Origin of the sequence: Brucella pituitosa, assembly GCF_003049685.1 — a bacterium.
Taxonomy (GTDB): Bacteria; Pseudomonadota; Alphaproteobacteria; order Rhizobiales; family Rhizobiaceae; genus Brucella; species Brucella pituitosa.
On record NZ_PYSY02000002.1, the window covers coordinates 226,710 to 246,756 of the forward strand.

A 20,047-nucleotide genomic window follows, 5' to 3' on the forward strand; every position below is an offset into this window, starting at 1 on the left:
GAGCCACTTTGCACTAAATCGGCGGATCAGCGTAAAAATTTTGTATCTTCTTTTATAACCGCAGCCTCTACGGTCTGCTGTGCTAAATAATATTCGTTCACCGCTTCGACTAAGCTTTTGCCATCATACGGCCCTGTGATTTCATCAGCAGCATCTGCCAGCCTCACGACAGCTCGTTCATAATTCTTGGCAACGGATAAGGTTCCATCGATCCTCCTCGATAATTCCCTCACGCTGTCAACAGAACGTAAAAGTTTATTGCGTAAAACCTCTACTTCATCAGGAGTTTTTGTTTTAAGTCCACGAGCAACATCAGAAAAAAGCTTTAACGAATCGTCTATCCGTTGGGAAGATTCTTGAAATTGCTCATAATTCTTCCGAAGACCATCTAAATAAGTTGATCTATATTGTTGATAATAACTCGCAACAAATCCTCCGCCAAAGCTTATAAAGCCAAGCACTAATGACCAAACCCAAATATGCCTTTTTACTAAAGAAGCTATTTTCCCCATAGTCATTGACGAATTATTACGTTGCTTTGAATTCCTGTGTTAGCTACGGCGCTTCTAATTTTTTCACACGCTGGAGCCCACTTATCCAGACCTAGCAGGCGAAGCTGTGTCACTACTTGATCATGAACCATTACTGTACACCTGTCGTCCATGGGAGCCAATGAGTTCCCAAAAACAATCTGATTGTTAATTGCTGCGTCTACAGCTCCCGCCCCGACATGTGCAGCAAGGGCAAGCATTACCGCGATAACAATAGGGGTAATGCGGATAGATTTCAACGAAATCCCTCCGGGAGAGTTAACATTAGTGTATAGGTCCGGTGAGATCAATCGCAGGTCTTCGAATGCAGCTTCCGTTAAACTTAAAAGCTCGTCAAAATCTCGTTCTACTCGATCAGTATTAGCGGTTATAAAGTTAAAAAATGCTTGGATTAGGAAGTCATCTGCTGCTTGAAATCGTTCCTCTGTAATTTCAAAGCGTGAACTGAATTCTTGATCGGTCGAATAAGAGCCATAGCATTGACGTAGAATTTTTGGCCATGCCGTCCGTTCAAGCAGAAACATAACTGATGGCTTCTGCAACTGATCTAGCGTTTTGGGCGGTAGATCCGACTTAGGAATACGAGCCAACCATTTAACCCGGCGTCCGTTCAAGGGTAGATCAGGATAAGTTGGACTCAATAAGCTTTCGACAATGTTTGGTTCATCAATTAATTCGCCTATCACCGCCATTTCTTTAAATGAACGGGGGGGAACAATAACGATATCCCCTTTCTTCATGTCCTCGAACATTCCTCGGACATATCTGGCAAACTGACTGGATGCGTGGCCCAGCTCAAGATGGTCAAAGTCGGCTAGCGGACCGGGAAAGCCTCCATCCGGGCGCCCTGATATAAACCACCGGCGAATTGCTACTGATCTGAGAATTCTTGCATTAAGATTTTCTATTTCATCAAGTGTACGAAATTTTGGCAAATCTAGCGCTGGTAGTTCGATGCCAACCATCTCACTGTCTAAAAACTGTTGAAACAGGCGGTAGTGCGCACCAGGTCTGATAACGAACACGCGAACGTCATCACGAATAAACTTAGTACGTATATCGATGTTGATCATACCTGCCCCCTATATAACGGGAGAGATATATTACAAAAAATGAGTCGGCTAGTTCTTTCCATTCAGAATTTGGCAAATTGCTACCCGTTAGAGCTAAAGGGTTATTTCCTCAACGCCACTCCCGGCCCGCTTGCTACCTGTCCATCTTCGAGAAATTGGACGCCAGCCGCTTCGAGTGCTTTGCTTATCGCTTCCAGATTATTGATGACAGGTACGGAGCGACCGGCCTCAAAGTTGCGGACGGTGGAGGCTCCCACGCGCGCAGCTTTTGCCAGTTCGTCTTGCGATAGAGCAACCAAGCCACGCGCAGCACGGCATTGTTCAGGAGAGAGCATCATTACCTCGCATAACTATTTTCGTTATGTGTAACGAATTTATGTTGACACGTCTATATGTAACGATTATCGTTATGGTTAACGAATAATATTACACTAAAGATGGTTAAAAATGTTCAACCTGTCAGCAATCATGAATGAAGCATGGGCGAGCTATCGCCGCCAGTACAGCAAGCGCGTTTTCAATCGCGGCACTTTCAACTGGCTCCTCATGCTGTCGTGGAAGCGCGCCAAGGATGCAGCCTTGCGCATTAGCAATCCGGTACTGGCAAAGGTGGAAGCACTTCGTGAACAGATCGAACTGCTTTCATATAAGCCTTGGAGCGTCGATATTCAGAGCCGCCGCCGCGATATGGAAGCCCAGATTTCGAGGCTTCTTGCAGCGTAGTGTGACGGTTCTTTTGAACCCCTCTGAGAGAGTACGCCCGACAAGGGCGAGACCGATTTAACCAATTCTGAAAATCTGGAGAAGTCCAATGACGGAACATGCGATTCCGGCTCACGCCGAAGGCTTGTCTAAAAATGAGCAGCATTTGTCAGACGAGGCGTGTGTACGCCTAGAAGACCTGAACGGCGCTCTTTGGGAGCTAAAGAACATGGCTTCCATCATGGATGCGATGATTGAACGCTGGCTGTCTCTGTCACTCGCCAGCAAGAATAAGCATGGTCAATATGTCTTCTGCCTATCCGCGGGCCTTCGCGACGAAATTTTGTTCGCCACATCGGATACACGCCGCCGAGCCTTTGTTGCCCATGCGGATATGCTCAAGGCGTTGGAGGTCGTTCAATGAATTCGACCAACAAAAAGCTTGTGGCAGACGCCTTCGGTCAAACTGTCCAAGATGGACAGGCAATTGCGCGCACCATCCAGGAAGCAGCCGACGATTTGGCTTTCCTGATGCAGCAACTTCACGGCGAGCCGTTCCGGTCGGACATCAATCATGAAGTAGGTTACCTGCTGATCTGCTTGAAAAATAAGGGAGCGTCATCATGAACCGCCGCTTCTTCCTCAAGCTTTTCCCCGCCGCAAGCGCCGCAGCTGCACTGCCCGCTGTGGTGACTGGAGCAACCCCAGAGCCAAAGCTGCCCGAACCTGCACCCCTTTCCGAAAAATGGCAGGGCGACGGGTATTATGAGGTGCTGGACGCTGGCAAGGTTCAGATTTTAAGCGTCGTTCGCTTTAGTCCGTATGACTGCAAAAATGACGGGCGATGCTTTCGCTTCGATCCCCGCATACCCTTTTCAGATGGCGAAATTGTCTATCGATATGAGGCGGCAATTGATGCCGTGCTGGTGCGCAAAGTCGGGGAGTTTTGAGCATGAAACTCATCCGCGTTGTTCTGGCGCTTCTCATTCTCAAAGCTGCTCGGCGTATCGCCTTTGCGTTGTTCCCGAAGAATGGAGCAGCCAAATGAGCAGCCCTGCCATTAACCGCCTGCGCCGTCTGTTTCTGGAGCAATGGATTGATGAAGCTATCGCGCTTCTCGATCAGATTGACGGGGATGCAGACTTGGAAGACACCGACGAGGATTTCGTTGATGAGCGCGAGAATTTCGGCAAGGTACCGGGAGGTATAGGCGCATGAGCCAGCTCGCCAATTCATCCGCCGAGGTTCACGCCTTCCCACGCCGTCAAAGCCCGAATGCGTTCGATCAGGCAAAACAGGAACTGGCCGCATTCAAGTTCTCGCTATTCGAGACGGTTTCAGCCGATCCGCTCTTGCGCGCTGGTCAGTGCCTCAATCTGATTATCGTCTATGCGTCCCTCGTCACCATCGACAAGAAGACACTCCAGACAACGACTGCTTACGCTTCAAACAGCCGTGTCTTTATTCGCGCCGGTCTGCGTTCACACCACACAGCAGTTAAGGCCCGCAGGCTTCTTGAGCAGCATAGCTATCTCATTCCGGTTGGCCGCAAGAATGGCATCACGGTTTATCGCATCGACAACCCGCATCATGAGCGAGTTCAGATGTACGTTCAGGAGTTGGAAGAACGTCAGCGCGAGATTAAAGCCGATCAGAATGTACGCAGTAGGCCGCAATCCAGTATGGCAAATAATGCCCACCTTGGGCCTGCAAGGGTGGCAGAAGTTGCCCACCCTGAAAATGATAAGGACGGCAATATATGCCCACCAAGGATGGCAGAAAGTGCCCATCAAGGTGGGCAGAAAATGCCACCAAATACCTTAAAGGAATACCTTACAGGATTACCTGTAATAAACGGCTATGAAGACAGCGACGGTTATCCAGTTATGGGTGACGTTAAGGGGGAGCGCAGCGCGCAAACCAAAAGCGCCGTAGCAAGCTCCCCCGACTTCCCGGCAAAGAAAAAAAACGGCTACGCACTCGCAGCAAACGGTGAGGATGATAGGACGCCTTTTCCTTCAATCCCATCGCAGCCAGAGGCCGATAAGTTTTTAGCGACCGTATTCGGTTCAGATTTGAGCAGATTGCATGAGCGCGTGCTGGATGGATGCCGTAAGCGCCTCATGAATGGATTGCTCACCCCGGCTTTTGTTCGCGCGCGTCTCGATGCGTTGGAGAAGCAGCCAGCTTTCGGAGGTGCTTCACATGCTCGATAAGCTGACACGTCCGCATGAAGGCTTCCCGCTCGCTGACCTTTCGCGGCATCAATGCAAGTGGCCAGTTAATCAGGCGCAGGCTGGAGAGCTTCACCTGTTCTGTGGTGAGGTTGTCCAAAGTGGACACCCATACTGCGAGGAACATTGCCGGAAAGCTTACATGGGCACGGTTCGTTCGCGGTGATGCCTGTTGTCTTATGTTGACATTCAAAGCAGATTTGTAACTATCATTGCTGCCGCCTCCAAGCGAGTACGGGAGATTAATGGCTAAAGAAGCATTGCCTGAAACAATTCGAATCGTGGTGGTGGCTGGTCTCTCAGATCGTACGTTCAAGCCAGTGGTACAGGGGGCTACATGAAAATCAGCATTCTGCTATTATCAATTGGCTTAATCAGTGCGAACATTGCGTTAGCCGATACTCAATCTTCAATATCTGAGATGAGAAGCACGCCTATATCAGTTTTTGATCTTGGCGTGTTCTCTACTAAACAAATGCTAAAAGAAAAAATTGGTGCTGGATTTGAATTGGACGGCTCGGTTAGTGGTTGGCGAAACTATATGACGGGGGCGGGATATAACCCCAATAATAACACACTAACGTTGTTTGCAGTCGGTATCGATATTCCTAAAGTGCCTGCTAACTGGAACTTCGAAGCCGAATGTAAGCAGGTATTATTCAGAATGCGTATCTATGCTGGATATTCAGAGTCAGATAATCGATTAATCACATCGCCCTCTTTACTGATGCAGCTATTTGCGGATAATTTTCGAGGGAACCTCGATGGAGACATAGCAGAAAGTACTGTTGTGAGCTTTTCTCGTAGAGTAAGCACCAATTATTACACTTGTACGGGTTCTTTAATGTCGGATGGTTTCGAAATTACACAGGAGTGAGATTTAGGCATCTTTCGTGTGATTGACAGTTTGAGACATAATTCGGCAACACTGTTTTCGGATCAACACGTGCGCGCGAGGCTCACCGATTTAATTCCGGTCATCACGCGAGGCTCACCGATTTATCCGATTTCAGTTGGCGGCTGAAAAGCCGCTTTTTTTGAGTCAGTCTATAGGCCGACTTATGACGGCTGATTTTCTGCGTAGTACGCGCGTGCGGGCGAGGCGCTAACGGCTTGAACGCCATTCCCAAGGCTCTATGAACTGGCCTTGCCAGATACCAATGCCCTCTTGATCAGCAAAGCGCTGGTCTTCCCGGTATCGTCCCTGAGAGTATCGAGGCCAATCAAGGGCGTGTCCGCTTCTAACCAGCCATGCGGCAATGTCTTCGCCTTTGGCTGTTTCGCATGTCGCGACCATTCTGCCGTATCTGTCTGTATCCTTTTTCTGACAGCGTATAGGCTGAGACATTTGAATGTATTCATCTAAGGCGTTCGCTCCGATCTGCCCGCAGCGATATTCTTTGTCCTCTGTATCGCGGCAAGTCTGCCTTCCCTCGGGCGCATCAATGCCGAATAGGCGAATTCGCTGGCCGTGTATTTCAATTGTATCGGCGTCTATCACGCTCGCTGTTCCGATGATTTCCCGCTCAGGTTCGCTCACGTTAGCAGGCACGGCAAGCAAGCCGGTTGCAGCGGGCGGCAAAGAGGAGCGCGCTCCGAAGCGACCAGCATTCTCGAACGTGCAAAGCGTGTCATTCGGCGGTGAGCCACATTCCTTAGCCAAGGTTTTGTGACTGGCACACTTTCCAGTGCTGTGGACACGCCAACCGGGGCCACCTCGGCAACCGCAGCCACTACAGGCAATTTCAGTTGGTGAAAGTTGTGCCGCTCTCTTGTCTGGGACAGGATAAACCGACACCAACGCTGCCAAAAACACGGAAAGCATCTATTTTCTGCGCCGCTTCCGCTTGCCCGATTTTAAGAAGTGTCCTGGCACAAACCGGCGCTTGCCTGATTTTCTAATTTCGGATGGAGCATGGCAATGACGTGGCCGTCCATGGCATCCCTGCTTATTTACTGCCCCCGGCGTCGCCTCAGCTGTCCCCGACACGACTGTTCCCAAAAGTCCGAATAACAAAGCACGTCTCGAAATCATATCTTTTCCCCTAACCCACATTCGCGACTATGAGAAAAATACGTCGCGCTGTCGAGCCGAGAATGGTCGTGCCGCCATGTATGCAAAAAGGAGCCGTCAGTTCTGTCCGATTTCATAGGCGCATAATGCCTGAGGTTGCCCGAAAACTAATCCTTTGGAATTTTATTCATTAGCAACGGTGCCAGCAGAGGCCCCGGTGCTGCATCTTTGTGAAACATTACAATCGCAAGCTTGCAGTAATTTTCCGTATCCTCCTTTGCTTCCTTTTCTCGCCTATTAAATTCTTCTCTGTATCCCGGTTCAGCAAATGGCAGCATGAGGCCGGTCGCATCTTGAAAACCTTGGATGTAGGAACCGTTGAGTTCCAGCCCCTCGCAATACAATCCTGCGGCCATCACCCCAGCCATATAGATGACGAAGTCCTGCTTCGAAACGCGAGGTGGTAAATTGACCGAACCTAGTGTGTCGGCCATAGTAGCTTGAGACGCAATTATGGACAGCAGCCCAGCAGCGATAATCTTTTTTATTAATCTTCTCAAAAAATTGACAGCCAAATGGCTCGCCTGAACACTAAACGCCACGATAGCGAGTTTTCAGTCAGTAAAATACTGCGATTTACTGGCTGTCAATTTTGGACGGTTATCGCCTCAAGGGGTTTTGAGGGTTTTGAAGGCTCCGCTTTGGGGCATTTTCGATATTTTTTCTGCTGTGCAGTTAGTTTTGAAGGTTTTGAGGGTTCGGTTCTGGCGTGTTTGAGTTTTTTTATCGCTGACGTTTTGTCGGTTTCGTCAGCTCCCAAATGGGGCGTTTCAATGTTTTTTCTGTTGCCGTGGGAGTTCTGTCAGTTTTGTCAGCTCGCTTTCTGCGTATTTGATGAAATTTTTATTGGCAGGATAATTTTTAAGGCGGTCACGCGGAGGAAATGACTTTGCGGACCAATGCGCGCACGCGCGCGAGGGTATTTTCTGCGCAGTACGCGCGCACGCGTGAGGCTTTACCGATTAATTCAACATCACTACGCGAGAGAAACACCGATTTATCTGACATCATATCGCGAGGGGAAACCGATTAAAGTCCGGTCACTACGCGAGGCATACTAAAATTTCAGTAAGCGGGCTCTGACCCTAAGATTACCCTGATGCCAAGGTCTCCTGAATTTTAAGGAAGGGGGGGGGTGCTCAGTTTTGCGCAGACCCCTTTTTCGCTAATCACCGAATAACTTCGATAACAGCAAAGGTGGCAGAGCAACGGTGCGGTAATTTTGTCAGGCGGACTACGCGCGAATATCGAATTTCGCGACCAGTACGCACGCGCACGCGCGTGAGGAGTTTTGCCACAAGGTGCGCGCGCGAGGCGATTTGATTTAATATCAAAGTTTATCAAAAGGGCGAGCGCCATTGGTAGTCATACTTCACTAGCGCTGACAGATTGTCGCACTCAATGCGAGCCAAGAATTATAATAGGGTGGATACTCGGGTGGATTGAAACTCGTCAAATCGAGCTAAGCAATTGAAAAATATAGAGAAATATAAGAAATATGGTGCCGCTTAGCAGACTCGAACTGCTGACCCCATCATTACGAATGATGTGCTCTACCAACTGAGCTAAAGCGGCCCGGAACCATGGTTCCAAAATTCCCGAGGGAATACCGATCTGTTTGTGACCGAACGGTGCGCTGATAACCAAAACCATAGAGGAAAGCAAGGTCCAAAACGCATATTCTTCACGTTTGTTCGGACCAGTTGGAAACAAAGCCTCCGGTATGTGTCACAGGAGGCTTTGTTGTCATTACGGATGGTGATTATGCGTCTGGGCAGATGCGGTTGCGAGCTTGCTCGTATTCCTGCGCCAGACGATCAACGAGCTTTGCTGCAGGTGCAATTTCCTTAATTGCACCGATACCCTGTCCACACCCCCAAATGTCTTTCCAGGCTTTCGAGCCTTCCTGTTGGACTTTGTCGAAGTCCATCTTGGATGGGTCAGCCTCCGGCAGATGATCAGGGTCGAGGCCAGATTTAGCGATTGATGGTTTGAGGTAGTTCCCTGCAATTCCGGTAAAGTAGTTGGAATAGACGATATCAGCAGCGTTCGATTCAACGATCATTTGTTTGTAGTCTTCAGAAGCGCGGGCTTCCGTCGTAGCAATGAACGGTGAGCCAATATAGGCAAGGTCTGCGCCCATGGCCTGTGCCGCGAGAACTGCGCCACCATTGGCGATTGCACCGGAAAGAAGCAGGGGGCCGTCGAACCATTCACGAATTTCCTGAATGAGTGCGAAGGGTGAGAGTGCACCTGCATGGCCGCCCGCGCCTGCGGCAACGGCGATGAGGCCATCCGCACCTTTGCGGATCGCAGAGTTGGCATGGCGATTGTTGATAACGTCATGCAGAACAATGCCGCCGTACGAATGGATCGCGGCATTGACTTCAGGAACCGCCCCCAGGGAGGAAATGACGATGGGAACTTTGTATTTCACGCATAGTCCAAGGTCGTGTTCGAGACGCTTGTTGGAACGGTGCACGATCTGGTTAACTGCAAAAGGGGCGGCCGGGTGCTCAGGATTCGCGGCATCGTAAGCAGCGAGATCTTCGGTAATCTCGGCTAGCCATTCGTCCAGCTGCGCTTCGGGACGCGCATTGAGTGCCGGAAATGAGCCGACGACGCCTGCTTTGCATTGCGCCAGCACCAAAGCCGGATTGGAAATGATAAACAGTGGCGCTCCGACCACGGGAATGCGCAGCCTGTTTTTCAAAGTATCCGGCAATGCCATTTTATCCTCCAAAAAATTGACGTTTTCGTAAACGTAATATTTCTAGCATGGCTTTTGCTAACAGCAACATGAAAAATTAGTGCAAAAATTCGAGGCAGTATGAGAGCTTATTCGAAGGCCATTTTGGCAAAGGTCCGGGGAAAATGAGGCTTAAAGTTAATATTTGGTATCTTTGACAGTTGCTGCGGGTAGCCAAAATGGGTCTAGAACAGGTAAATGCCTTGATTCAGACGTTAATTTCGCTGAGGCTCATTTAACCGGCTGTGCCCGACGAGCCCAGCCCATAGACGCAACCAAGGAAGAGCAGCCCTTTGGAAAGTATCGAACGCGCAATCAGAAATGCATTCGCAAAGTCGGACGCGCATAATCCGGTCACCCGTCAGCGCATTTATGAAGCGGCTTGGGGTGCACACGAGCGCGCGTTGACCGCCAATGCTGCTCTTAGTGAAGATCAGAAGCAGCAGCGACGTCAAAAGATCAAGGATGCTATTTCAGAGATCGAGGCTGAGTTTAAGTCTGGTTCTGCGGCGAACGTTAAGCGGGAACCGTCGCTGGGCGTACCAGAATCCTCAGACCCTGTTTTGGGCGAAGGTGCTTACGAAGCTGGTCCTGCGCTCGATACAGCAGATATTCGCGCGGCCTCGAAAAAGGAAAAGCGTGGCTCTGCCGATATGGGTTATGAAGCAGGCGTCTCCCGCAAGGATCGCAAGAAAAAGCGTCGCTCACCGCTTATCAGCGTTGGTATCCCGGTAATGGTTATCGTTATTCTGGGGCTGATTGGTTTCTCGCTTTACAACAGTTTTGCGGATTTTACGCGCAGCAATGGTTCAAGTCCGCTTTTGACGGATAATCGCATGGCGCCGATTAAAGAAGGCGAAGATCCGGAAGGACGCACCTGGATCAACATTTTCACGCCGACAGATGCTACGCGCATGTCAGTGCAGGGTGGCGCGACTGCTGAAATCATGCGTGAAGGCACCAACAGTTTTGCTCGGGTTCAGTCGAAGGGCCCAAATGACAGTGTCACGTTTGATGTGGGCGAAGGTGTGTTGAACCAGCTTATGGGCAAAAAGGCGACCTTTGATATTGTTGCCCGCAGCGATGATGGCAAGCCCACGCAGATGTCGGTTAACTGTGATTTTGGGGGTCTCGGCGATTGTGGGCGCAGACGTTATGACGTTCGTGATTCCGTGAATGATTTTCTGTTCGATCAGGATTTTCAGGCGGGCCAGTCTGCCGGTCGCGCGGGCAAGATCACAATCAATTCTGATCTCAGTGGCGCAGGCAAGCCCGTTGATATTTTTGCAATTCGTGTAACCACTGCGGCTGAATAATCAGCTCAGCAGCTTTTCCAGCGTTTCAAGCCGGTCCGCTTCGCGGGGCGGCTTGTCCCAGCGAAGCCGCGAGAAACGCGGAAAGCGCATGGCGACACCCGATTTATGGCGCGTGGAGCGGTTGAGACCCTCGAAAGCAACTTCCACCACCAACCCATGATCGGGCTCGGCGCGAACCGATCGCACCGGGCCGAAGCGCTCGGTGGTGTTCTCGCGCACAAACTTGTCCAGCAGCTTCAATTCTTCGTCCGTAAAGCCGAAATAGGCTTTGCCGACTGGCACCAGCACGGGCTCATCTTCCGGCCCTGTCCAGACGGCAAAGGTGAAGTCTGAATAATAGCTGGAGCGCTTGCCGTGTCCACGCTGGGCATAGACGATCACGGCATCGACGGTGAAAGGATCGCGCTTCCATTTGAACCAAGGCCCTTTCGGGCGTCCGGGCAGGTAAGTGCTGTCGTGGCGCTTTAGCATCACGCCTTCGATGACGGGATGGGGTGGATTGGCGCGAAACTGCGCCAGTTCCTGAAAGTCAGCGAAAGGCAGCACCGGCGAAAGATCGAACCGGCGGGGGTCGAGCTTGCCGACGAATTTTTGCAGGCGGGCACGGCGTTCGGAAAAGGGCAGGGGGCGCAGGTCTTCTCCGGTCTGCTGGTTCCCTTCCTGCAATAAATCATAGGCCCGTACGAAAGCCGGATAGTCGCGTAATTGCTTCACGCTCACGGTCTTGCGGTTCAGTCTTTGCTGCAGATCGGAAAACGTGGCGGTTTCTATGCCGGTTTCGCCGTGATGACCGACGAGCAGTTCGCCGTCGATGGCACCTTCGAAATCCATAGCCTCCAGAATGTCCGGGAATGCGCCGGAAATATCGTCACCGGTGCGTGAATAGAGACGGCGCACGCCGTTTTCCGCAACGGCCTGAACCCGAATGCCGTCCCACTTCCACTCGGCGCTGTAAGCGGATGCATCGAGCAAGGGGATTTCAGCTTCATCGAGCGCTGTCGCCAGCATGACGGGGCGAAACGGCGCGGCTGCGGTGGCAGCAGGCTTTTCACCACGGCCTTCCAGCCAGGCGAAAAGCGCCTCATAAGGCGGTGACTGGCCGTGCCAGAGTTCCTCGATTTCCACAATATCGACGTCGCCGAAATCGGCGAGAGCCTGTTTGGCCAGACGGGCGGAAACCCCGACGCGCAAACCACCGGTGACGAGCTTTAACAGCGCATAACGTTCAGAAATGCCAAGCAGATCGAGCCATCCGGCCACGAGCATCGGGCCTTCGCGGCGCGAGGCATTCTGCAATTCGTGAACCACGATCCCAAGTGGCAGATTTGCGCCGGGCGCGGTTTCACTGGGGCCGGGCCAAATAAGCGAAATCGTTTCGGCGAGGTCTCCCACATAATCATAGGAATAGGCAAAGAGCGTGGGATCGATGCGCTCGGCTATCAGTACGCGCAGCATGGCGGGCTTCACGCTTTGCAGTTCGAGATCGCGCGTGATTGCCGCCAATGCCAGACCGCGATCCGGGTCGGGAGTAGCACGGAAATAGTCAACAAGCAGACGAAGCTTACCGTTGCGCTGCGGCGTCAGAACCAGCCGGTCAAGAAGTTCAGCGAAAGCACGCATCAATCGCCCTCATCTTCATAGCCGATGAGATGCAGCGGCTTGGCCGGTGTGTTCTGCAACTCGCACCAGCGAACAAGCGCTTCCTCGCGCCCATGTGTGACCCACACTTCGGCGGGTGCAATTTCCGTAATTGTCGCCGTCAGTTCATCCCAGTCGCAATGGTCGGAAATGATGAGTGGCAGTTCAACGCCCTGTTGCTTGGCGCGCTGGCGGATGCGCATCCAGCCGGAGGCGAAGGCCGAAATAGGATCGGGAAAACGCCGCGCCCAGCGGTCGGAAAAAGCCGATGGAGGACCGACGATGATCTTGCCTGCAAAATCCGGCTGCGCTTCGTCACGTTCCAGCGTTGCCGGTTCAAGCGGACCGAGATCGATGCCTTGTGCCTGGTAATAATCGCAGATCTTTTCCAGCGCATCGTGAATATAGATCGGTTCCGAGTAGCCTGCGTTGCGTATGAGTTTGATAACCCGCTGTGCCTTGCCCAGCGAATAGGCACCGACAAGATGCGCCCGTTCAGGAAATTGCCGGATTGATTTGAGAAGCGTCGCGATCTCGTGCGACGCATCCGGGTGACGAAATACCGGCAGCGCAAAGGTTGCTTCGGTGATGAAGACATCACAAGCGACCGGCTCAAAAGGCGCGCATGTTGGATCGGCCGCGCGCTTGTAATCGCCCGAAGCGACAATGCGGATTCCGTCCTTCTCTACCGCGATCTGGGCTGAGCCGAGCACATGGCCTGCACCATGAAAACTGACCCGCACACCATTGATCGTCAGAGTTTCACCGAGGCCTATCGGTTGCGTGGTTTCTGCGAAATTTGCGCCATAGCGTAGCGCCATGATGTCGAGCGTTTCGGGCGTTGCCAGCACATGGGTGTGGCCCGAGCGAGCATGATCGGAATGCCCGTGGGTTATGAGCGCGCGTTCCACTGGACGCACGGGGTCGATGTAGAAATCGCCGGGCGGGCAATAAAGGCCTTTGGGAGAGGAACAGAGAAGCTGGTTGAAACGCATGGGCTAAACATAGGTCACGTCGATTGCTCCGAAAAGAGAGGTAAGTTGTGTCTGCTGACAAAATGAGAACAAAAGTGAACAAACACCTTGGCGGCTTGCCTCGCTGCGATTAGATTGACGGCGTGACACTGAACCTGAAACCCGCCGCCGCATCTGCCGCTTTTCCCTTGCCGGACCGTTTTCTCGAATGGTTTGCGGCCAAGGGCTGGTCGCCGCGCGCGCATCAGCTTGAGCTTCTGGCCCGTGCCGAACAGGGACAGTCCACGCTTCTGATCGCGCCCACCGGCGCGGGCAAGACGCTGGCCGGGTTTCTGCCGGCGTTGGTGGATTTGGAAAAACGTGGGCGCTTGAAGCCTGGCTTAGCGAAGCGTGGAGTTCACACGCTTTATATCTCGCCGCTGAAGGCTCTGGCCGTTGATATCCATCGCAATCTGACGGTGCCGGTTGAGGAAATGGGTCTCGACATAACTATTGAGACACGGACCGGCGATACGCCCGCACACAAACGCCAGCGGCAGAAGCTGGTACCGCCGGATATTCTGCTGACCACACCGGAGCAGCTTGCACTGTTGATCGCATCCAAAGGTGCGGAACAGTTCTTCAAGGGGCTGCGCTATGTGGTGCTGGACGAATTGCACTCGCTGGTGATTTCGAAGCGCGGGCATTTGCTGGCGCTGGGGCTGGCGCGACTGCGCCGCCTGCAACCGCAATTGCAGACCATCGGCCTTTCCGCAACGGTGGCTGAGCCCGATGAACTGCGCCGCTGGCTGGTTGAACAGGACGGCACCGGGCCGATGGCCGGACTTGTGACGGTGGACGGCGGCGCCAAGCCGGAAATCAGCATTCTCGAATCCGACGAACGGGTGCCATGGTCAGGCCATTCGTCACGCTATGCCATTCCTGACATCTACGAGGCGATCCGCCAGCACCGCACGACGCTTTTATTCGTCAATACGCGCAGTCAGGCGGAGATGCTGTTTCAGGAACTCTGGCGGGTCAATGAGGACACGCTGCCCATCGCGCTGCATCATGGTTCGCTTGATGCCAGCCAGCGCCGCAAGGTTGAGCAGGCGATGGCCGCCAACACATTGCGGGCAGTGGTCGCGACTTCGACGCTTGATCTGGGGATCGACTGGGGCGATGTCGATCTGGTCATTCATGTCGGCGCACCGAAAGGGGCCAGCCGCCTTGCGCAGCGCATCGGCCGCGCCAATCACCGTATGGACGAGCCAAGCCGGGCCATTCTTGTGCCCGCCAATCGCTTCGAGGTGATGGAATGTCGCGCCGCACTCGACGCCAATTATCTAGGCGCGCAGGATACGCCACCCTTGATCGATGGGGCGCTGGATGTGCTGGCGCAACACGTGCTCGGCATGGCCTGTGCCGAGCCGTTCAATGCCGATCAGCTTTATTGTGAGGTGCAGAGTGCTGCACCCTATTCGAACCTCCCGCGAGACACATTCAACCGCATTCTGGATTTCGTGGCGACCGGAGGCTACGCGCTCAAGACCTATGAACGGTTCGCGAAAATCCGCAAGACCGTGGACGGTGCTTGGCGGGTGTCCAATCCGCGCATTGCGCAGCAATATCGGCTCAACATCGGCACGATTGTCGAAGCGCCGGAGCTGAATGTGCGGCTTACTCGTGGCGGCAAGGGTGGAAATGCGCGCGGTGGACGTGTTCTGGGGCGGATCGAAGAATATTTTCTCGAAACGCTGACACCGGGCGATACATTCCTGTTTGCCGGAAAGGTGCTGCGGTTTGAAGGCATCCGTGAGAATGAATGCATCGCCTCCAATGCTGCCGGGCAGGATGCCAAGATTCCTGTCTATGCAGGTGGCAAGTTTCCGCTTTCTACCTATCTCGCCGCACAGGTGCGCGCGATGCTCGCTGACCGCACACGCTGGCAGTTTTTGCCGGAACAGGTGCGGGAATGGCTGGAAGTACAGCAATGGAAATCCGTGCTGCCTGCAACGGATGAGCTGCTGATCGAAACCTTTCCGCGCGGCAATCGCTTCTACATGGTCGCCTATCCGTTCGAGGGCAGGCTGGCGCACCAAACGCTCGGCATGTTGCTGACGCGTCGTCTGGAACGCATGGGCGCACATCCGCTTGGCTTTGTCGCGACCGATTATTCGCTGGGGCTCTGGGGCCTCAAGGATATGGGCGCGCTGATCGGCACCGGAAAGCTTAATCTCACCCGCCTGTTCGACGAGGACATGCTGGGGGACGATCTCGAAGCCTGGCTCGATGAAAGCTATCTTCTGAAACGCACTTTCCGCAATTGTGCCGTGATTTCAGGGCTTATCGAGCGCCGTCACCCGGGACAGGAGAAAACAGGCCGTCAGGTTACGGTTTCCACTGACCTGATCTATGACGTGCTGCGGACCCACGAGCCCGACCATATATTGCTGCAGGCGACGCGCGCGGATGCTGCGACCGGGCTTCTGGATATCAAGCGTCTTGGTGACATGCTGGCACGCGTGAAAGGTCATCTTTTGCACAAGCCGCTCGACAGGATTTCACCGCTGGCGCTGCCTGTGATGCTCGAAATCGGGCGTGAGCGTGTGGCGGGTGAGGGCGATGAAATGCTGCTTGAAGAGGCTGCGGACGATCTGATCAGAGAGGCGATGCAATGAAGACTGCCGTGTGGGGCAACGGAGAGGCCTACAGTCTGGCCCATATGGAAGTGCGTGGCGTTGCGGCTGTGTGCGATCCATCCGGTGCACTGTTCCTGCCCGACCTGCATATACTCATCGTTTCCGATCTGCATCTGGAAAAAGGTTCATCCTTTGCCCGGCGCGGCCAGCTCATCCCGCCTTATGACACAGCAGCGACGCTCGATATGCTGGCGCTGGCAATCGCACGCTATCAGCCTCGAACCGTCATCAGCCTTGGCGACAGTTTTCATGATGCCACGGCCAGCGAACGCCTGCCGTCGCTTTATGCCATCCGGCTGAAGTCGCTGATAGAGCATCGCGACTGGTTCTGGATCATCGGCAATCACGATCCGGATCGCCCGGTCGACCTACCGGGCGATTGTGTGGAGGAACTGGCAGTCGGGCCGCTTGTTTTCCGGCATGAACCATCGCGCAAGGCCGGGCAGGGCGAGATTGCAGGTCACCTTCATCCGGCGGCCCGCATTGTGCGACGGGGTCGGTCGGTGCGCCGCCCTTGTTTTGTAAGCGACGGGGAAAGGCTCATCATGCCTGCTTTCGGAGCCTATACGGGTGCGCTGAATATTCTGGATCGCGCCTTTCGGGGGCTGTTTGCCGACGAGACCCTGCGCGCTTATATGCTGGGCCAGGGCAAGGTTTACCCGATTGCTCGCGGTGCGCTGATGGGCGGCTAATCTTTTTTGAATAAAACACGTCCGGCCCAGCCGGTGAATACCGCCAGGAATACCGCGAACAAGCCGTAATAGAAGCTGTATTTGTGTGCCGCATCATAGATGCTTTGCTCGACACTGGCCTTCACGATTTCAAGGCTGGCATTAGCTTCGCGTAGAAAGACACCGTTACGGAACAAAAGAGCTCGGGCGCGATGGCGGCCGACTGGCACATTGGCTGACAAGTTCAGCGTTGCGCGAAACAATGTGCGCGAGATAAATTCCACACTGCCGATACGCTGACTGTAAAGACCTTGCCGTATTTTCATCTCGCGCAACTCGTCGCCGAATTTCAGAATATTGCCCGACAGGCTGGCCGGGTCTTCGGGCCTCAGATAAAAATTGCGCACACCAACAGAAAGCTGGCGGTAGATCTTATCATCCGCAATATCCTGCAAGTTGCGTGTCGAAGCTAACGAGTAAGAAAGTGGGACGCCAAGGAAGGTTTCAGAATCTGCATTCACCCAGACGCCCAGATAGCGTTGTTTTTTGCGTACGACCAGATCGCGCGCCGGCCCTTGCAGAACGACGATGATGTCGTAGCGTCCCTGCCGCTGGATCATTGGATCAGCATTATCCAGCGCGCCGAAGATTGTGAGATCGGTGCCACCAAAATTGGAAGTAATGGCAATCGTCTCGGTTGAAAGACCAATCTCGATGGTTTCTTCAGCAGGATTTTGCAGCTGCGGCACCCCATTGCCATCGCCACTTGAATTGATCTGCGCTGATGCCGAGGCTGCTGCAAAGCAGAGAAGAAAAACGGATATGAGCGTGAGTTTCCTCATGTCACATATCCGCTATTGTGATCGAAAAAAGATTATCCGGTCGTACAAAAAGGCCGAACGCAAGACGCAGGCCTACGGCGAGAACCAGCAAGGCAAGCAACAGGCGCAGCTGTTCACCACGCAATTTCTGGCCTGCACGCGCACCGTATTGTGCACCAATCACACCACCGAGCATCAAGAGAAATGCCAGCACGATATCGATGGACTGATTGGTTGTTGCCTGCATCACAGTCGTGAATGCCGTGACGAACGTGATCTGAAACAGCGATGTGCCGACAACCACATTGGTCGGAACATGTAGCAGATAGATGAGCGCTGGCACCATGATAAAGCCGCCGCCGACACCCATCACCGATGACAAAAGGCCGATGAAAAAGCCGATGCCGAGAACCGGAATGATACTGACATAGATGGTGGATGCGCGAAACCGCATCTTGAACGGCAGCTTATGAATCCACGTGTGCTGCCCTGGACGGCGGATCGCACCTGCCTGCCCTTTTTTAACACGGCGCAGTGCACGCACGCTTTCAACCAGCATCAGCCCGCCGACTGTGCCGAGGAAGAAGACATAAAGGATAGAAACGATCAGATCGAGCTGGCCTAAGTCGCGTAACCATGAGAACACGAAAATACCGAGCAGCGATCCGACTATACCACCCGCGACCAGAAACAGGCCAAGCTTGATGTCGAGCGTTCGCCGCTTGAAATGTGCAAGCGCACCAGACACCGAGGAAGCAATGACCTGATTGGCGCCGGTCGCCACGGCAATTGCCGGTGGAATGTTGTAAAAGATCAGCAGCGGCGTGATCAGGAATCCGCCGCCCACACCGAACAATCCAGAAAGAAAACCAACGGCAGCGCCCATGCCGAGCAGAACCAGCATGTTGACCGATAATTCCGCAATGGGAAGGTAAATACCCAATTCCGAACCCGGTTTCTGTAACGCACAACACGCAGGCCAATGCGGTCGCGCCATGCCGCAAGGTCTGTCTCAAGTCTTTAGAGCGGATTTCGATTTCGCTGAAGCGATCGACGCTCTAATCGTTTGTTTTAACGCGCATCTTAGTTCTGAAACCGTTTCACACTTTTCAGAATGCGCCCTAAAGGTCTTGCTCTCTCAAACAAGGGAAGTCAAACCCCGATTGAGAATAGAGTTACTTTGAACGATAATGAGAAAAGAAAATGGCACATTGTTGTTTGTGAACAACAATGTGCGTCTGGCCAAGCCATAAAACCTTCATACTCGGAACGACGCTCGACCTATTTACTCTCGCGTGTCTTGTTCGAAAGCCATTCACCCTTTTCGGGATATGCTCTGGCTATTCGTATGAGCCTTGCCGGTTGCTCAGCACAATATTGATGTGCTCCTTCGGGGTTATGATCGAATGTGACGAAGATGGATAGAATTGCGCCTTGATCGCAATTGGGTCCGATATTTTATTATCGATGAGGCTGCCATTCTTTATCACATAAAGATATGGGTTGGTGATGCTTGCGCTGTAGGCGCCTGCAAACTTACTTCCGGATGTGAGACCGAACGATGTCGTTGCATCAGAATAATAGTGCCCATTCGTTATGGCCCACTCTTCTGCCGGGCTGGAGCGCGCCATGGAAGTTTTTTTGCCATCTGGTGTTGAGAAATTGAGATTGAATGACAACGCCATATAGATGTTTTTCAGCTCAGAGTTTCCGGAAACAACTTTGAACAGCGACTTATATGGATGGAATTCTTCAGCAGGAATGAGGTGGCCATCCAATGAGGATATTTCAAAATCAATCGCGTCCCCCTGAAAGCCTTTGATATCCTTGTCCAGTGCAAGGGGTATTTTGGCAATTACGCCATTTTCCATCTCGTTATTAACATGCAAAAGCATCACATGGCCCCCTGGTTTTATTGATTAAATAATAAGCGGCGGCAATTGGATTCAAGCTGTTACTTCTCGCAGAAAGTAAACTCGTTGATGGTAGATTCTACAGCCTTTGGTGCCGTTGACACTTCCGGAAATCTTTGTAATTCGCAGGGGCACAGCGCAGCAGGAGGATTGTGCCATGATGAGATACGGTATTCTGGCTCTTACGGCATTTATCCCATTGCCAGCCACGGCGAATTGCATTCCGCCTTGGCAGACGCAATTTGCGTGCAATATCCCTGAGCGCAATGCGCGTGCAGAATTCTGCCGTATCGCTGACCCAAAGGCCCACCCGGATAAAAAAGAAGCTTATTATAATTATGTGGTCGGGACGAAGCCGTCAGAACTCTATTTCGAAACCAATTCCACATGGTTTTCGACAAAAGACACAAATATCAATCACCCAACCGATATGACGATGGCAATGGGCTATGCACGTGGTGACTACGTCTATGCGTTTGTTGTGACTGAAGATAAGCGCGATGCAGACGGTATCAGAGATGCCGAAGTGCGTGTCTATTCATCGACGGACAAATTTACCAACGACACCAAAGACAACGAGACCGCAAAATTATACTGCGATCCCGCATCAATTATCGCAGATCAGGACAGCATCAGGCCTTGACCTGACG

General features: G+C 52.7%; 24 protein-coding genes, 1 tRNA gene and 1 pseudogene. 14 read left to right on the forward strand and 12 right to left on the reverse strand.

From position 1 onward, the window contains the following. Nucleotides 1–26 precede the first annotated feature (26 nt). The 3 genes from C9380_RS13375 to C9380_RS13385 form a co-directional block, all read right to left on the reverse strand. Entirely contained in the window at nucleotides 27–518 is a 492-nt protein-coding gene (locus tag C9380_RS13375; RefSeq protein ID WP_128093754.1) for a hypothetical protein, read from the reverse strand. Further along, on the reverse strand, nucleotides 515–1,624 hold the full coding sequence (locus tag C9380_RS13380; RefSeq protein WP_128093755.1) for a hypothetical protein: 1,110 nt from the start codon (nucleotides 1,622–1,624) through the stop codon (nucleotides 515–517). The genes C9380_RS13375 and C9380_RS13380 overlap by 4 nt, the downstream gene beginning before the upstream one ends. Nucleotides 1,625–1,725: 101 nt before the next feature. Continuing rightward, nucleotides 1,726–1,962, reverse strand: a complete 237-nt coding sequence (locus C9380_RS13385) for a helix-turn-helix domain-containing protein (RefSeq protein ID WP_345772260.1) — start codon at nucleotides 1,960–1,962, stop codon at nucleotides 1,726–1,728. Nucleotides 1,963–2,071: 109 nt separating this feature from the next. On the opposite strand from C9380_RS13385, the gene C9380_RS13390 reads away from it, so the two are divergent. The 9 genes and pseudogenes from C9380_RS13390 to C9380_RS13425 all read left to right on the forward strand — a co-directional run bounded on the left by C9380_RS13390 (nucleotide 2,072) and on the right by C9380_RS13425 (nucleotide 5,437). After that, nucleotides 2,072–2,347 carry a hypothetical protein gene (locus C9380_RS13390; RefSeq protein ID WP_128093756.1) on the forward strand — a complete coding sequence of 92 codons (276 nt, stop codon included), beginning with the start codon at nucleotides 2,072–2,074 and terminating at the stop codon, nucleotides 2,345–2,347. An 88-nt stretch (nucleotides 2,348–2,435) separates the two neighbouring features. Beyond that, on the forward strand, nucleotides 2,436–2,750 hold the full coding sequence (locus C9380_RS13395; RefSeq protein ID WP_128093757.1) for a hypothetical protein: 315 nt from the start codon (nucleotides 2,436–2,438) through the stop codon (nucleotides 2,748–2,750). Beyond that, the gene (locus C9380_RS13400; RefSeq protein ID WP_128093758.1) at nucleotides 2,747–2,953 is read left to right on the forward strand and encodes a hypothetical protein; all 207 of its coding nucleotides are present in this window, start codon (nucleotides 2,747–2,749) and stop codon (nucleotides 2,951–2,953) included. The genes C9380_RS13395 and C9380_RS13400 overlap by 4 nt, the downstream gene beginning before the upstream one ends. Beyond that, nucleotides 2,950–3,276 (forward strand): hypothetical protein, encoded by a 327-nt coding sequence (locus tag C9380_RS13405; protein ID WP_128093759.1) that lies wholly within the window; start codon nucleotides 2,950–2,952, stop codon nucleotides 3,274–3,276. Before C9380_RS13400 ends, C9380_RS13405 begins: the two co-directional genes overlap by 4 nt. A 94-nt stretch (nucleotides 3,277–3,370) precedes the next feature. After that, the gene (locus C9380_RS26870; protein ID WP_164844659.1) at nucleotides 3,371–3,544 is read left to right on the forward strand and encodes a hypothetical protein; all 174 of its coding nucleotides are present in this window, start codon (nucleotides 3,371–3,373) and stop codon (nucleotides 3,542–3,544) included. Then, nucleotides 3,541–4,150: pseudogene (locus C9380_RS13410) on the forward strand (hypothetical protein). Before C9380_RS26870 ends, C9380_RS13410 begins: the two are co-directional and overlap by 4 nt. Continuing rightward, nucleotides 4,132–4,542 (forward strand): hypothetical protein, encoded by a 411-nt coding sequence (locus C9380_RS13415; protein WP_128093760.1) that lies wholly within the window; start codon nucleotides 4,132–4,134, stop codon nucleotides 4,540–4,542. The pseudogene C9380_RS13410 and the gene C9380_RS13415 overlap by 19 nt, the downstream one beginning before the upstream one ends. After that, nucleotides 4,532–4,726 carry a GcrA family cell cycle regulator gene (locus tag C9380_RS13420; protein ID WP_128093761.1) on the forward strand — a complete coding sequence of 65 codons (195 nt, stop codon included), beginning with the start codon at nucleotides 4,532–4,534 and terminating at the stop codon, nucleotides 4,724–4,726. Before C9380_RS13415 ends, C9380_RS13420 begins: the two co-directional genes overlap by 11 nt. A 171-nt stretch (nucleotides 4,727–4,897) precedes the next feature. Beyond that, a complete protein-coding gene (locus C9380_RS13425; protein WP_128093762.1) occupies nucleotides 4,898–5,437 on the forward strand; it encodes a hypothetical protein in 540 nt (179 codons plus the stop codon). A 228-nt stretch (nucleotides 5,438–5,665) separates the two neighbouring features. Here C9380_RS13425 and C9380_RS13430 read toward each other — a convergent pair whose 3' ends face one another. Both C9380_RS13430 and C9380_RS13435 read right to left on the reverse strand, forming a co-directional pair. Continuing rightward, nucleotides 5,666–6,385, reverse strand: coding sequence for a thermonuclease family protein (locus C9380_RS13430; protein ID WP_128093763.1), 720 nt, complete (start codon nucleotides 6,383–6,385; stop codon nucleotides 5,666–5,668). Nucleotides 6,386–6,741: 356 nt separating this feature from the next. Next, a complete protein-coding gene (locus C9380_RS13435) occupies nucleotides 6,742–7,149 on the reverse strand; it encodes a hypothetical protein (protein WP_128093764.1) in 408 nt (135 codons plus the stop codon). Here C9380_RS13435 and C9380_RS13440 point away from each other — a divergent pair, their 5' ends adjacent. After that, complete coding sequence (locus C9380_RS13440; protein WP_128093765.1) at nucleotides 7,150–7,521, forward strand: hypothetical protein; 372 nt, start codon at nucleotides 7,150–7,152, stop codon at nucleotides 7,519–7,521. Between the two features lie 612 nt (nucleotides 7,522–8,133). On the opposite strand, the gene C9380_RS13445 is transcribed toward C9380_RS13440, so the two are convergent. Further along, nucleotides 8,134–8,209 (reverse strand) — tRNA-Thr (locus tag C9380_RS13445). Between the two features lie 187 nt (nucleotides 8,210–8,396). Then, nucleotides 8,397–9,365: an NAD(P)H-dependent flavin oxidoreductase gene (locus C9380_RS13450; protein ID WP_128093766.1), complete on the reverse strand. Its 969-nt coding sequence runs from the start codon at nucleotides 9,363–9,365 to the stop codon at nucleotides 8,397–8,399. A 311-nt stretch (nucleotides 9,366–9,676) separates the two neighbouring features. Between C9380_RS13450 and C9380_RS13455 the strand changes: the two genes are divergently transcribed. Next, nucleotides 9,677–10,699 carry a hypothetical protein gene (locus tag C9380_RS13455; RefSeq protein ID WP_128093767.1) on the forward strand — a complete coding sequence of 341 codons (1,023 nt, stop codon included), beginning with the start codon at nucleotides 9,677–9,679 and terminating at the stop codon, nucleotides 10,697–10,699. Here C9380_RS13455 and C9380_RS13460 read toward each other — a convergent pair whose 3' ends face one another. Together C9380_RS13460 and C9380_RS13465 are read right to left on the reverse strand one after the other, a co-directional pair. Continuing rightward, on the reverse strand, nucleotides 10,700–12,319 hold the full coding sequence (locus tag C9380_RS13460; RefSeq protein WP_128093768.1) for a cisplatin damage response ATP-dependent DNA ligase: 1,620 nt from the start codon (nucleotides 12,317–12,319) through the stop codon (nucleotides 10,700–10,702). After that, complete coding sequence (locus C9380_RS13465; protein ID WP_128093769.1) at nucleotides 12,319–13,332, reverse strand: ligase-associated DNA damage response exonuclease; 1,014 nt, start codon at nucleotides 13,330–13,332, stop codon at nucleotides 12,319–12,321. The genes C9380_RS13460 and C9380_RS13465 overlap by 1 nt, the downstream gene beginning before the upstream one ends. A gap of 122 nt (nucleotides 13,333–13,454) precedes the next feature. Between C9380_RS13465 and C9380_RS13470 the strand changes: the two genes are divergently transcribed. Together C9380_RS13470 and pdeM are read left to right on the forward strand one after the other, a co-directional pair. After that, nucleotides 13,455–15,971 carry a ligase-associated DNA damage response DEXH box helicase gene (locus tag C9380_RS13470; protein WP_128093770.1) on the forward strand — a complete coding sequence of 839 codons (2,517 nt, stop codon included), beginning with the start codon at nucleotides 13,455–13,457 and terminating at the stop codon, nucleotides 15,969–15,971. Continuing rightward, complete coding sequence (gene pdeM / locus C9380_RS13475; protein WP_128093771.1) at nucleotides 15,968–16,684, forward strand: ligase-associated DNA damage response endonuclease PdeM; 717 nt, start codon at nucleotides 15,968–15,970, stop codon at nucleotides 16,682–16,684. Before C9380_RS13470 ends, pdeM begins: the two co-directional genes overlap by 4 nt. On the opposite strand, the gene C9380_RS13480 is transcribed toward pdeM, so the two are convergent. The 3 genes from C9380_RS13480 to C9380_RS13490 form a co-directional block, all read right to left on the reverse strand. Further along, nucleotides 16,681–17,505, reverse strand: coding sequence for a TIGR02186 family protein (locus C9380_RS13480; protein ID WP_128093772.1), 825 nt, complete (start codon nucleotides 17,503–17,505; stop codon nucleotides 16,681–16,683). The two genes, pdeM and C9380_RS13480, sit on opposite strands and share 4 nt — an antisense overlap. Before the next feature lies 1 nt (nucleotide 17,506). Beyond that, nucleotides 17,507–18,388: a sulfite exporter TauE/SafE family protein gene (locus C9380_RS13485; RefSeq protein WP_024896833.1), complete on the reverse strand. Its 882-nt coding sequence runs from the start codon at nucleotides 18,386–18,388 to the stop codon at nucleotides 17,507–17,509. A gap of 436 nt (nucleotides 18,389–18,824) precedes the next feature. Further along, nucleotides 18,825–19,379, reverse strand: a complete 555-nt coding sequence (locus C9380_RS13490) for a hypothetical protein (protein WP_100556854.1) — start codon at nucleotides 19,377–19,379, stop codon at nucleotides 18,825–18,827. A 175-nt stretch (nucleotides 19,380–19,554) separates the two neighbouring features. Between C9380_RS13490 and C9380_RS13495 the strand changes: the two genes are divergently transcribed. After that, nucleotides 19,555–20,040: a hypothetical protein gene (locus C9380_RS13495; RefSeq protein WP_128093773.1), complete on the forward strand. Its 486-nt coding sequence runs from the start codon at nucleotides 19,555–19,557 to the stop codon at nucleotides 20,038–20,040. Nucleotides 20,041–20,047: the final 7 nt, after the last annotated feature.

Coding starts and splice junctions, on each gene's coding strand:
- C9380_RS13465 (WP_128093769.1), bottom strand. CDS start 13,332: ATGCGTTTCAACCAGCTTCTCTGTTCCTCTCCCAAAGGCCTTTATTGC.
- C9380_RS26870 (WP_164844659.1), top strand. CDS start 3,371: ATGAGCAGCCCTGCCATTAACCGCCTGCGCCGTCTGTTTCTGGAGCAA.
- C9380_RS13420 (WP_128093761.1), top strand. CDS start 4,532: ATGCTCGATAAGCTGACACGTCCGCATGAAGGCTTCCCGCTCGCTGAC.
- C9380_RS13425 (WP_128093762.1), top strand. CDS start 4,898: ATGAAAATCAGCATTCTGCTATTATCAATTGGCTTAATCAGTGCGAAC.
- C9380_RS13385 (WP_345772260.1), bottom strand. CDS start 1,962: ATGATGCTCTCTCCTGAACAATGCCGTGCTGCGCGTGGCTTGGTTGCT.
- C9380_RS13375 (WP_128093754.1), bottom strand. CDS start 518: ATGACTATGGGGAAAATAGCTTCTTTAGTAAAAAGGCATATTTGGGTT.
- C9380_RS13490 (WP_100556854.1), bottom strand. CDS start 19,379: ATGCTTTTGCATGTTAATAACGAGATGGAAAATGGCGTAATTGCCAAA.
- C9380_RS13495 (WP_128093773.1), top strand. CDS start 19,555: ATGATGAGATACGGTATTCTGGCTCTTACGGCATTTATCCCATTGCCA.
- C9380_RS13400 (WP_128093758.1), top strand. CDS start 2,747: ATGAATTCGACCAACAAAAAGCTTGTGGCAGACGCCTTCGGTCAAACT.
- C9380_RS13395 (WP_128093757.1), top strand. CDS start 2,436: ATGACGGAACATGCGATTCCGGCTCACGCCGAAGGCTTGTCTAAAAAT.
- C9380_RS13485 (WP_024896833.1), bottom strand. CDS start 18,388: ATGCTGGTTCTGCTCGGCATGGGCGCTGCCGTTGGTTTTCTTTCTGGA.
- C9380_RS13380 (WP_128093755.1), bottom strand. CDS start 1,624: ATGATCAACATCGATATACGTACTAAGTTTATTCGTGATGACGTTCGC.
- C9380_RS13430 (WP_128093763.1), bottom strand. CDS start 6,385: ATGCTTTCCGTGTTTTTGGCAGCGTTGGTGTCGGTTTATCCTGTCCCA.
- C9380_RS13450 (WP_128093766.1), bottom strand. CDS start 9,365: ATGGCATTGCCGGATACTTTGAAAAACAGGCTGCGCATTCCCGTGGTC.
- pdeM (WP_128093771.1), top strand. CDS start 15,968: ATGAAGACTGCCGTGTGGGGCAACGGAGAGGCCTACAGTCTGGCCCAT.
- C9380_RS13415 (WP_128093760.1), top strand. CDS start 4,132: ATGCCACCAAATACCTTAAAGGAATACCTTACAGGATTACCTGTAATA.
- C9380_RS13480 (WP_128093772.1), bottom strand. CDS start 17,505: ATGAGGAAACTCACGCTCATATCCGTTTTTCTTCTCTGCTTTGCAGCA.
- C9380_RS13440 (WP_128093765.1), top strand. CDS start 7,150: ATGGCTCGCCTGAACACTAAACGCCACGATAGCGAGTTTTCAGTCAGT.
- C9380_RS13405 (WP_128093759.1), top strand. CDS start 2,950: ATGAACCGCCGCTTCTTCCTCAAGCTTTTCCCCGCCGCAAGCGCCGCA.
- C9380_RS13460 (WP_128093768.1), bottom strand. CDS start 12,319: ATGCGTGCTTTCGCTGAACTTCTTGACCGGCTGGTTCTGACGCCGCAG.
- C9380_RS13390 (WP_128093756.1), top strand. CDS start 2,072: ATGTTCAACCTGTCAGCAATCATGAATGAAGCATGGGCGAGCTATCGC.